Origin of the sequence: Veillonella sp. 6_1_27 (assembly GCF_000163735.1) — a bacterium.
GTDB lineage: Bacteria > Bacillota > Negativicutes > Veillonellales > Veillonellaceae > Veillonella > Veillonella parvula_A.
Window position 1 is genome coordinate 588,225 of record NZ_GG770216.1, and the last position, 11,301, is coordinate 599,525.

An 11,301-nucleotide genomic window follows, 5' to 3' on the forward strand; every position below is an offset into this window, starting at 1 on the left:
TGATAGATGATGCAAATGGTTCTACTTTCATAGAAACGAAATTGACTAGAAAGATATGAGGTTATCCATGAATGAACAAGACATTATGATTGAGGTCAATCATATGAGTCATATTTATACTGATGAAAACGGCAATGATGTACGTGCCTTAGACGATGTGAGTCTAACCATTAAGCACGGCGAATTTGTTTGTATCATTGGTACTAATGGCAGTGGTAAAAGTACGCTTGCCAAGCATTTTAATGTGCTATTACAACCTAGCGAAGGATATATCAACGTGTGTGGTTTTGATACGCGAGATGAAGCGCATATTTGGGAGATTCGCCAACATGTGGGGATGGTATTTCAAAATCCTGATAACCAAATCGTAGCGGCCGTCGTAGAAGAGGACGTTGCCTTTGGTCCAGAAAACTTAGGTATTCCTAGTGCAGAAATTAGACAACGTGTCGATGCAGCGTTAGCCGCTGTTAATATGACTGAATATAGAGAACATGGGCCCCATTTATTATCGGGTGGACAAAAACAACGTATTGCTATCGCAGGTGTATTAGCGATGAAGCCTGATTGCATTGTTCTTGATGAACCAACAGCTATGCTCGACCCCAAAGGTCGTCGTGAGGTTCTTGAAACAGTTCATAAGCTCAATAAAGAAGAAGGTATTACCATTGTATATATTACACACTTCATGGAGGAAGCTGTTACGGCAGACCGCGTTGTGGTTATGAAAAATGGTGTGAAATTACATGATGGTACGCCTCGTGAAATCTTTAGCCATGTAGATACCTTAAAAGGTCTGGGCCTCGATGTACCGGTGGCATCAGAAATTGCTTTTAAACTGAATGCTAAAGGGTATGAAGTTGGTAAGAGCATCATTAATAATGAAGAGTTAGCAGAGGGCCTTAAAGGCTCAAAGTTAGGCAAGCAATTATCCGCTATACACTCAACAGATGCTTCAAGAGGGGAGGAAACCCACTAATGGCGATCGTATTAGATAATATTACATATACTTACGGCATGGGTACTCCTTTTGAAAAGACTGCACTTCGTGGCGTATCTCTTACCATTGAAAATGGGGAGTTTTTAGGTGTTATCGGTCATACTGGTTCCGGTAAATCTACCTTTGTACAGCATCTAAATGGTCTATTACATCCTACAACTGGTACCGTTACGGTCAATGGTGTAGATATTAGCGCTTCCACAGAGGAAGCTAAAAAAATGCGCCATAAGGTTGGTATGGTATTCCAATACCCAGAGCATCAATTGTTTGAAGAAACCATTGCTCAGGATATCGCCTTTGGTCCTAAAAATTTAGGGCTTAGTGCTGATGACGTAGACGAGCGTGTGCGAGATGCGATGAAGTTCGTAGGACTCGATTACGATACATATGCAGAACGTTCTCCATTTCATTTATCTGGTGGTCAAATGCGCCGCGTTGCTATTGCTGGTGTAGTGGCTATGAACCCAGATTTCCTTGTGCTTGATGAACCATCTGCTGGTCTTGATCCATTTGGACGGGAAGAAATTTTTGAAGAAATCATTCGACTTCATAAAGAAAAGGGAATAACTGTAATTCTTGTATCTCACAATATGGAAGATATTTCTCGCATGGCTTCCCGTCTCGTAGTACTCGATAAAGGGCGTGTCGTTCTCGATGGTGAGCCGATGGACATCTTTAATAATCATCGTGATGAGTTACAAGCTGTGGGTGTAGATGTTCCACCAGTATCTGTTACCATGGAATATTTGTGTGAACAAGGCTTTGATGTATCTAATCGCGTACTGTCTGTAGATGATGCGGTACAAGCAATTCTAGAGGGAGGTAGCCATGTTAAATAACATTACTATTGGTCAATACTTCCCAGGGAATTCCTTCTTGCATCGCATGGACCCGCGAGCAAAGATTATTGCTACTACCATCTTCGTAGTGGCTATCTTCTTGGCAAATTCTCCACTAGCCTATGGCATAGTAGGTGGTTTCACCATCTTTGCAATGCTATTATCGCGTTTGCCATTACGCCTGATGTGGTCTGCTATTAAACCGCTTTGGATTATCATCGTATTTACCATGGGTATTCATATTTTTACGACGCCTGGTAATCCAATTTTCCAATGGGGAATTATTAATATTACGGATCATGGGGTGGCAATGGGTCTTCAAATGGCGGCACGATTAATCTTCTTAATCTTGTTCTCTTCTTTGTTGACCTATACCACATCACCGATTCGCTTAACTGATGGCATCGAGCACTTGCTCAATCCATTCCGTCGCATTGGTGTTCCTGCTCATGAACTAGCCATGATGATGACTATTGCGTTGCGTTTCATCCCTACCTTATTGGATGAGACAGATCGTATTATGAAAGCACAATCTGCTCGTGGTGCAGACTTTGTGACAGGCTCTATTATTCAACGAGCGAAAAACATGGTGCCACTTTTAGTGCCATTATTTATCAGTGCGTTTCGACGGGCCGATGAATTAGCTATCGCTATGGAAGCGCGTTGCTATAGAGGTGGTGTCAACCGTACGCGTATGAAGGAATTACAAGTTACTTATGTCGATTATATTGGTGTTGGCGCTGTTGTTTTGGTAACTATTGTACTTGTCGCATTGTGGTGGTTAGATCTATGAGAAACATACAGATCATAGTGGCTTATGATGGTACAGATTTAGCAGGTTATCAAAAGCAACCTAATGATAAGGGGTTAACGGTACAAGGATGTTTGGAATATGGTTTATCACGTATTTGTAATGAACCGATCCAAATTTATGGTGCCTCTCGTACGGATGCGGGTGTGCATGCTAAATTTCAAGTTTGTACATTTCAAACGTCGGGGACTATACCAGTAGAAAATATTCCTCGCGCCATGATAGCTCATATTCCTAAGGATATAGTCGTTCTAGAAGCGGTAGAAATTCCGCTAGATTGGAAGCCACGGTGGAATATATACGGTAAAGAATATATATATACGATTCATAATCAGCTCATTGCAGATCCTTTGACGCAACGATATCATTGGCATGTGAAAAAGCCCTTAAATATTGCTCGTATGCAGGCTGCAGGTAATGAACTAGTAGGTACACATGACTTTACAACCCTAAAGGGAACCAACTCAACTTCGGCGGATCCTGTAAAGACAATTATGGGAATTCGTGTTGAGGCCCGAGGTTCACAGGTGACGATTTCTGTGATTGGTGATGGTTTTTTATATCATATGGTTCGCAATATTGCAGGCTTACTTGTAGATATAGGTCTCGGTCGTCGTAAGGTTGAGGATATTAAAGGATATTTAGCCGCTAAAGACCGGCGTGCTATAGGGAAAACTGCACCTGCTCAAGGCTTATGTTTAGAAGAAATATTCTTCACTGAAGAGCGACAACAAGAGGTATTACGGAATAAATATTTTAGATGATTCGAGAATAAATATTCTATATAATTTTATATAGACTCTTTTTTTGATGTGAAAGTATAAAACGTTGAGCATAAATACTAAAAGGATACTACTTCAAAAGTAGTATCCTTTTTTTCTTATAATTTTTAGTTATAATACCTTAATTTATACCTATTATTATGTGAAATGATACATTGTAAACCTAAAATATACATGATACAATGGCGATATAAGACAGGTTCGTACTATAAAACATTAACATAGTAAGGTAGACTCTTGTCAGCAGTGTAATTTTTATCCTAAGGAGGGTGAATCTCTTGCAAAAACGTAAAGATTTTATCTGGAAAATGGGCGGCCAACAAGGTGAAGGTATCGAGAGTTGCGGCGAAATTATGGCCACAATCCTTGCTAAAGAAGGCTACTCTTTGTATAGCCAACGTTTATTTGCATCTCGCATCAAAGGTGGTCATACTACATTCGCATTGCGCGTAGCATTGGAACAAATTATGTCCATTGGTGAAGGGGTAGACTTCTTGCTTTCCCTTGATCAAGAAACCGTTGATATGCACGGTTCCGAAGTACGTGATGGTGGATATATCATCTGTGATAGCAAAGTTAATCCAGACTTTTCTAAATTTGAAGGTACAAAGATTAATTGCTTATCTTTGCCTATCTCTGAAACAGCAATGAAACAAGGCTCCTTGTTGATGCGTAATATCGTAGCACTTGGGATGTCCGTAGCGCTTCTTGGCTTTGATACTAAGATGTTTAAAGATGCTATTACTGAGAAATTTGCAAAGAAATCCCAAGAGATTATTGATAAAAACTTGGCTGCTTTCGATGATGGTCATAGCCTTGTAATGGAAAAATTAGGCGATGTTGAAATCGATACATTGCCAGCGCCTGGTAAGAAAGATCAAATGTTCTTATTAGGTAACGAAGCATGTGCTCTTGGTGCTATTGCAGCAGGCTCCCGTTTTATGGCGTCTTATCCTATTACGCCAGCATCCGAAGTTATGGAATACATGATTAAAACTATGGATAAGTTGGGCTCAACTGTTGTTCAAACAGAAGACGAAATCGCAGCATGTATGACAGCTATGGGTGGCGTATACGCAGGTGTTCGTGGCTTCACATGTACTTCTGGCCCAGGTCTTTCCTTGATGGCAGAATCCTTGTCCATGGCTTCTATGGCTGAATTGCCAATGGTTGTTATCGACGTTCAACGTTCTGGCCCATCCACTGGTATGGCTACAAAAGTTGAACAATCTGATATTGATGCGGCTTGTTACAATGCACATGGTGACTATTCTGGTATCGTAATTTCTCCAACATCTATCGAAGAATGCTTCTATGAGATTCAAAAAGCTTTCAACTTGGCAGAAATGTACCAATGTCCAGTTATCTTTATGCCTGACTTACAACAAGGTTTGAATAAACAATCCGTTCCTTCCTTCGATTTGAACCGCGTACCTATTAATCGCGGTAAAATGATGAAAGAAGCTGAACTTCCTGAATTGGTACAACCTAACTACTTCAAACGCTTTGAATTGACTGAAGATGGCATTTCTCCGCGTACAATTCCAGGCATGAAAAATGGTCTATTCCTTTCCACAGGTTTAGAGCATAATGAAGAAGGTAAACCAGCAGAAGCGCCTACAATGCACGTAGCGCAAACTGATAAACGTTTCCGCAAATTGGAAACTGTAGCTGATAACTATGAACCATTCTTGAATAATGCTAAATACGACGAAGCAGATGTACTCGTTGTAGGTATGGCTTCTAGCCGTGGTGCTATTGAAGAAGCCGTTGCTGAATTTGATCAAGAAGGCGTTAAAGTTAATCACTTACAATTGCGCTTAATTAAACCATTCCCAGCAAAGCAATTACAACCGTTCTTTGATGCTGCGAAAAAAGTAGTTATTGTAGAACACAATAAAACTGGTCAATTGGCTAACTTATTTAAAATCAACATGCATAAGAAACATAAGATTTCTAGCTGCTTGAAATACGATGGTAATCCATTCACAAAAAGTTATGTGAAAAATGCGATTAAGGAGGTCCTATAATATGACAACAGCTAAAGATTACAGAAATGATATTCGTCCTAACTGGTGTCCAGGCTGTGGCCATTATGGGGTTCAAGCGGCGATTACTGACGCTGTAGTAGCGAAAAATATTCCACCAGAAAAATTAGCCGTAATTTCCGGTATCGGTTGTTCTAGCCGTATCGGTGGCTATTTTTACGCTTATGGTGCGCATACAACTCATGGCCGTGCGCTTCCTTATGCGCAAGGCGTTAAGCTTGCTAACCAAGACCTAGAAGTTATTGCATTTTCTGGTGACGGTGATGCCTTTGCTATCGGTATGGGTCACACCATTCATGCTTTTAAACGTAATGTAAACATGACATACGTAGTAATGGATAACCATGTATATGGTTTGACTAAAGGTCAAGCATCCCCTCGTTCTGACATCGGTTTTGTTACAAAAACAACTCCTCATGGTGCGTTTGAGTCTCCATTGTCCGTTTGTGAAACTGCGATTGCAGCAGGTGCTACATTTGTAGCGCAAAGCTATATGGTGAATCGTAAAGAGCTCGTTGATTTGATTCAACAAGCTATGGATCATGAGGGCTTCTCCTTCATCAATGTATTTAGCCCATGTGTTACATACAACAAACGCAATAGCTATGATTGGTTCAAAGAACATTTAGTAGCATTGCCTGAAGGTTATGACCCAACAGATCGTGCAACAGCGCTTAAAACTTTGGGTGATACTGATGGTTTGGTTACAGGCCTTATCTATCAAAATACATCTAAACCTTCCTTTGAAAAAGCAATGGCTGCAGCAAATGGCGGACCACATCCTCGTCCATTGACTGAAGATGTTGTAAAACCTGACCAAGCATTATTTGATAGTCTTTGCAATCAATTTAAATAATATTAGTATCGTACCCATTAGGTAGGATGCTGATTAAAGAAACGTGTCACCTTTGGGTGGCACGTTTTTTGTATGTACTATTTTATGAAAAACTATTTAGTATATTGCTTTCTGCGATTTGTCCCATGTGGTTATATAACGTGATATAATAAGGACATTGTATGATATTCATTGCAATCGTATCGTATTCATTGCAGAGGTTTTTATGAAAGCATACGAAAAGGGGATTAGTCTATCTATCTGGACTTTGAGTTGGCCTATATTTATTGAAGTGTTCCTACAGATGCTAGTAGGTAATATAGACCAATTGATGATGAGTCACTACTCGCCTCAAGCGGTAGCAGCGGTAGCTAATGCCAATCAGATTTTAAATATCTTTATTATGCTCATCATCGTCATGAGTACAGCTACGACGATTTTGATTGCCCAATATTTAGGAGCGAGAAACCAGTCCAAGCTATCAGAGGTATGTACGGTCAGCTTAGTGATGAATTTTCTCTTTTCATCTATAGCGGCAGTATTCTTTATTACTTGCCATGAATGGATCTTTACATGGCTAGGTATACCACCAGAAACGATGAGTGATACGTCGATATATACTACTATCGTTGCTGCAGGGCTACCGATACAAGCGATGTATTATGCGTTAGTAGCCGTATTTAGAGGTCACTCATTAACACGCGTTACCATGTACATTGCTCTTGTGATGAATATCATTCATATTCTAACAAACTATGTATTAATCTTTGGACATGGTCCAATACCAAGTCTTGGGGTATTAGGCGTTTCTATTTCAACATGGCTATCTAAAGTGGTAGGGCTCGTGATTATTGGATATACTTTTAAGAAATTATTAACCTTAGAGGTGAGCTTTACATTCTTAAAACCATTTCCGTGGCATACGGTTAAATCTTTATTGCATATCAGTGTTCCTTCTGGTGGAGAAACATTGAGCTATCAATTATCTCAAACTACGATTATGAAAATGGTCAATATTTTAGGCTTAGCAGTTATTAATACTAAAGTTTATGTATCTGTTATCGCCATGCTTTGTTATGTATACACCATAGCACTATCCAATGCTTCACAAGTTATCGTAGGTTTCCTAATGGGCGCTAAACGCCAAGAGGAGGTTACTAGTCGTGTATGGAAGTCCATGTATTTAGCGATTGCTATTAACGTAGGTCTTGCTACATTCTTCTATGTGACTAGTGATTTTGTTGTCTCTGTGTTTACTTCGGATCCGGAAATCCTAGAGTTAGCACATAATGTATTACTGGTTGAGATCTTTCTTGAGTTAGGACGTGCAGTAAATATCGTTATGGTTGGTTGTTTGCAGGCTGCCGGTGATATTCGTACACCTATGCTAGTGGGAATCTTTGGCATGTGGTTATGCGCCGTGCCATTATCGTATCTATTTGGTATTTACTGGGGTTGGGGCCTTGTTGGTATATGGATTGCCATGGCCGCTGATGAAATCTTGCGAGGTTTATTGTTTATATATCGTTGGTATAGCGGTAAATGGAGAAACAAGCATCTTATCGAAGCTTAATTTCATTCTCCCTAATTTTGATTTACAATTAGCTAAATAATAATGTAATATAACTAGCATTATATTGGAGAATAGATATTGCTAGTTTTACTTGAAAGTAGGTTTATATGAGTAAGACAGTAGGCATTATTGGCTTAGGCCTATTAGGTGGATCCTTGGCAAAGGCCTTAAAGGAATATACAGATTATGAGGTAGTAGGCTATGCACGTCGTCAAGAGGTCTGTGATGCGGCCATTCAAGATGGTGTGGTAAAAGCTGCGTGGACTGAAGTTGAGCCATTGATTAAGAACTCAGATATCGTTGTGTTCTCCTTGCCACCTGATACAAACGCACGGCTTTTTACTGAAACGGCTCATCTATTTAGACCGGGGCAAGTCGTAACCGATGTATCTAGTGCGAAGGAAAACTTTGTACGAGCCGTTTATGAATCGATTCCTAAGGGGACCGTTTTCGTATCTGTCCATCCTATGGCAGGATCCGAAAAGGGTGGGTATGAAGTATCTCATAAAAACCTATTCAAAGGTATGGGCTGGATCGTGTTAGAAGATAAGGCATCTGATGTATATAGTGAAGAAGTAGCTCAAGAATTAGCTGACATGGGTCGTGCCTTAGGGTCTCGTATCGAGTTTGTCGATATTTATGCTCATGATGCATATCTGGCTATGGTTAGTCATATGCCTCACTTATTGGCCTCTATTTTAACACAAGTTTCGGGAGGCGATGAATTGGGCGAATTGCGTATGAAATTGTCCGCAGGGGGCTTTAGAGACTGTACACGTGTGGCTGGTGGATTACCATCGATGTGGCGCGAAATTATCTATGGCAATCGTCATAATGTTATTGAAGGCCTTACACAAATTGAATCAGAAATTGAACATGTTAAAGTGATACTTTCACAAGATGACGAAGGACAAGAATTAGAAAGCTATCTTGAACGAAGTCGCGAGATTCGAGGAAAGTTACCGTATTTAACTGGTCAAATCAAGGATAATTAAAATGGCGTAGTTTTGTATCCTATAAGAGAGTAAATGTAACTGAAAAAACATGACATATATCAAGAATCGTGTATACTATATATCGATATGAGTATGTAAATATATTATGTTAAGGGAGCTTTTATGAGTTTGTTACAAGAAACTTGTGGCGCTATTACAGGTCGCAGCCTAGAGATTGAACAATATATATTTAATAGTTGGAATGCAGAATCGCCGGTGGAACTATATGGTAGTCTTGTAGATGTTGTGGCTCAATATGGGGCGGCTACAAATCAAGAGCAGGTAACCGTGCCAAAACCATGTATGATTATTGCTTCTGCAGATCATGGCGTAGCTGATATGGGCGTCAGTGCGTATCCAAAAGAAACGACCGTTGGGATGACACAAAATTACCTGATTCCTAAGGGGGCTGGCGCTAATTCTCTAGCGAATTACTGTGGAGCTCAAATGGAAGTTATCGACATGGGCATTGATGCGGATATGAGTTGGGTTCCAGGCCTTCGTATTCATAAACTTGGGATGGGTACGAAAAACTTCGTAGAAGAGCCCGCCATGACGCGCGAACAAGCCGTGGAGGGCATCGAAACAGGGATTCGTCTAGTAAAAGAAAAAATTGATGAAGGCTTCAATGTATTTTTAGTAGGCGAAATGGGCATATCGAATACGACAGCTAGTGCCCTTATGACCGCTAAGTTTGCAGGACTTACAGCGGAAGAGGCGACGGGACGAGGAACGAATATTTCCGATGAACGACTCAAACTAAAACAGCGGATCGTTCATGATGTGCTAGAAAAATATAAGGATATTAGTAAGGATGATGCTCTTGGTATTTTATCTTCTGTAGGCGGTTTTGAATTTGCTTGTATTGTGGGTGTTATCTTAGGCGCTGCAGCAAATCATGGGTTAGTTATTATCGATGGATTTAATACATCGGCTTGTGCATTGGTGGCTAAAACATTGGCTCCAAAAGCGATGGATTATGTGATGGCTTCACATTTATCTGCTGAAAAAGCGGCCAAATCTTCCTTAGAAAATTTAGGCCTTGAAGCCTATGTAGATTTAGGCCTTTGTTTAGGTGAGGCTTCTGGTGGGTCCATACAAATGGGGATGCTAGATCTTGCGGTGCATATGTATATGGCCATTACAGGAGGTAATAAATGAGAACTTTCAAAGTTGAGCCGTTAGATACACAAGCAATGGAAATATGTCGATTCCGTATTGATAATTTGACAAAGCCTATCTATAGCCTGGCTACGTTAGAAACTATAGCGGAGCGTTTTGCAGGAATTTTAGGAGACCCTAAACCGAATCATTTGCGTCAAGGTGTGCTCGTTGTGGCAGCTGATCACTTGGTAGATGGACCGCAAAATAATCAACATGGTAGTGAAAGTTATGCTGCCATAAAACGCTTTAATGAGGGAAGAACAGCTACACAAGGGGCTGCAGCTAAATTAAATGCTGTTGTACACGTGGTGAATGTAGGTCTAGAACAAGACACTTCTGATTTAGCAAATATTGAGCAACAGGTGATTCGAAAAGGATCCCATTTCTTTGGCGTAGAACCTGCTATTTCTCGTGAGGAATTAGAGCGTGCTCTTGAGCTCGGCTTTACCTATGCAGATAGATTACATGCTGATGGATTACAAGTGGTGGCGATTGGTAACGTAGGGGAGAGGGCCTTTCTAGATTCTCTTGTCACGACGGCGACGATCACAGGTTGTGCGTATGAGGATATTCTCGTTCATAATGAATATGGACCTACAGTAGAGCAACGTGCTGCTCATATTCATTCTTTTGTAGATCGATTTAATATCGGTGTTGATGATTGGTCTGCTTTGAGTGAAAGCGAGCGCCGTGATGCGGTATTGAACTTGCTTCATGTAGCAGGTGGTTTAGATATTGCGTTTTTAACGGCCTTCATCTTGGGGGCTGCTAGCCATCGCATGGCTGTAGTCTTTGATAATGTAGTAACTGGTGCAGCTATTTTGGCGGCGGTTACCATTGATCCCCTAGTTAAGGACTATGTGTTCCCATCAGCTGTCTATGATGAGCCTATACATGATGAACCTATACATAAGGAACAATGTCGTTTCTTAGGGGTAAAGCCTTATTTGCACTATAATCTGCTAATCGATGAAGCCTTAGGTTCAACTATGGGACTATCTATAATCGATGCATCCATGCATATGCTAAATGACATGAAGACCTTCATCGAAGCGGAAGTTAGCGTGGCTGAAGATGGGGCTGGTAAAGGTAGACAAAAGGATAAAGAATAATCTATTTTAAAGGGGGATTGTATATCCCCCTTTCTCGGGTAAAAGATGTTCTTGTATGCTATATTTTCAAGGAACTTTACGGAAAAACCATTGACACTATATGTGTAAATTGATATTATTATATGGCAGTCAGGATGGACTTAAT

At 40.4% G+C, this 11,301-nt stretch carries 10 protein-coding genes; all 10 read left to right on the forward strand.

What is annotated here, in order from left to right; translation table 11 throughout:
- The first annotated feature begins 67 nt into the window (after positions 1 to 67).
- The 10 genes from HMPREF0874_RS06570 to HMPREF0874_RS06615 all read left to right on the forward strand — a co-directional run bounded on the left by HMPREF0874_RS06570 (position 68) and on the right by HMPREF0874_RS06615 (position 11,156).
- Entirely contained in the window at positions 68 to 976 is a 909-nt protein-coding gene (locus tag HMPREF0874_RS06570; RefSeq protein WP_039965263.1) for an energy-coupling factor transporter ATPase, read from the forward strand.
- Complete coding sequence (locus tag HMPREF0874_RS06575; protein ID WP_039965264.1) at positions 976 to 1,836, forward strand: energy-coupling factor transporter ATPase; 861 nt, start codon at positions 976 to 978, stop codon at positions 1,834 to 1,836. The genes HMPREF0874_RS06570 and HMPREF0874_RS06575 overlap by 1 nt, the downstream gene beginning before the upstream one ends.
- On the forward strand, positions 1,826 to 2,629 hold the full coding sequence (locus HMPREF0874_RS06580) for an energy-coupling factor transporter transmembrane protein EcfT (protein ID WP_008602525.1): 804 nt from the start codon (positions 1,826 to 1,828) through the stop codon (positions 2,627 to 2,629). Before HMPREF0874_RS06575 ends, HMPREF0874_RS06580 begins: the two co-directional genes overlap by 11 nt.
- On the forward strand, positions 2,626 to 3,411 hold the full coding sequence (gene truA / locus HMPREF0874_RS06585) for a tRNA pseudouridine(38-40) synthase TruA (RefSeq protein WP_008602528.1): 786 nt from the start codon (positions 2,626 to 2,628) through the stop codon (positions 3,409 to 3,411). The genes HMPREF0874_RS06580 and truA overlap by 4 nt, the downstream gene beginning before the upstream one ends.
- A gap of 296 nt (positions 3,412 to 3,707) precedes the next feature.
- On the forward strand, positions 3,708 to 5,459 hold the full coding sequence (locus HMPREF0874_RS06590) for a 2-oxoacid:acceptor oxidoreductase subunit alpha (RefSeq protein ID WP_004698101.1): 1,752 nt from the start codon (positions 3,708 to 3,710) through the stop codon (positions 5,457 to 5,459).
- 1 nt (position 5,460) lies between these two features.
- A complete protein-coding gene (locus HMPREF0874_RS06595; RefSeq protein WP_008602530.1) occupies positions 5,461 to 6,333 on the forward strand; it encodes a 2-oxoacid:ferredoxin oxidoreductase subunit beta in 873 nt (290 codons plus the stop codon).
- Between the two features lie 205 nt (positions 6,334 to 6,538).
- Positions 6,539 to 7,885, forward strand: coding sequence for an MATE family efflux transporter (locus HMPREF0874_RS06600; RefSeq protein WP_008602531.1), 1,347 nt, complete (start codon positions 6,539 to 6,541; stop codon positions 7,883 to 7,885).
- A gap of 107 nt (positions 7,886 to 7,992) precedes the next feature.
- Complete coding sequence (locus HMPREF0874_RS06605) at positions 7,993 to 8,880, forward strand: prephenate dehydrogenase/arogenate dehydrogenase family protein (protein WP_008602533.1); 888 nt, start codon at positions 7,993 to 7,995, stop codon at positions 8,878 to 8,880.
- A gap of 123 nt (positions 8,881 to 9,003) precedes the next feature.
- Positions 9,004 to 10,041, forward strand: coding sequence for a nicotinate-nucleotide--dimethylbenzimidazole phosphoribosyltransferase (locus tag HMPREF0874_RS06610; RefSeq protein ID WP_008602535.1), 1,038 nt, complete (start codon positions 9,004 to 9,006; stop codon positions 10,039 to 10,041).
- Positions 10,038 to 11,156, forward strand: a complete 1,119-nt coding sequence (locus tag HMPREF0874_RS06615) for a nicotinate-nucleotide--dimethylbenzimidazole phosphoribosyltransferase (protein WP_008602537.1) — start codon at positions 10,038 to 10,040, stop codon at positions 11,154 to 11,156. Before HMPREF0874_RS06610 ends, HMPREF0874_RS06615 begins: the two co-directional genes overlap by 4 nt.
- Positions 11,157 to 11,301: the final 145 nt, after the last annotated feature.

Coding starts and splice junctions, on each gene's coding strand:
- HMPREF0874_RS06615 (WP_008602537.1), top strand. CDS start 10,038: ATGAGAACTTTCAAAGTTGAGCCGTTAGATACACAAGCAATGGAAATA.
- HMPREF0874_RS06595 (WP_008602530.1), top strand. CDS start 5,461: ATGACAACAGCTAAAGATTACAGAAATGATATTCGTCCTAACTGGTGT.
- HMPREF0874_RS06580 (WP_008602525.1), top strand. CDS start 1,826: ATGTTAAATAACATTACTATTGGTCAATACTTCCCAGGGAATTCCTTC.
- HMPREF0874_RS06605 (WP_008602533.1), top strand. CDS start 7,993: ATGAGTAAGACAGTAGGCATTATTGGCTTAGGCCTATTAGGTGGATCC.
- truA (WP_008602528.1), top strand. CDS start 2,626: ATGAGAAACATACAGATCATAGTGGCTTATGATGGTACAGATTTAGCA.
- HMPREF0874_RS06600 (WP_008602531.1), top strand. CDS start 6,539: ATGAAAGCATACGAAAAGGGGATTAGTCTATCTATCTGGACTTTGAGT.
- HMPREF0874_RS06570 (WP_039965263.1), top strand. CDS start 68: ATGAATGAACAAGACATTATGATTGAGGTCAATCATATGAGTCATATT.
- HMPREF0874_RS06575 (WP_039965264.1), top strand. CDS start 976: ATGGCGATCGTATTAGATAATATTACATATACTTACGGCATGGGTACT.
- HMPREF0874_RS06610 (WP_008602535.1), top strand. CDS start 9,004: ATGAGTTTGTTACAAGAAACTTGTGGCGCTATTACAGGTCGCAGCCTA.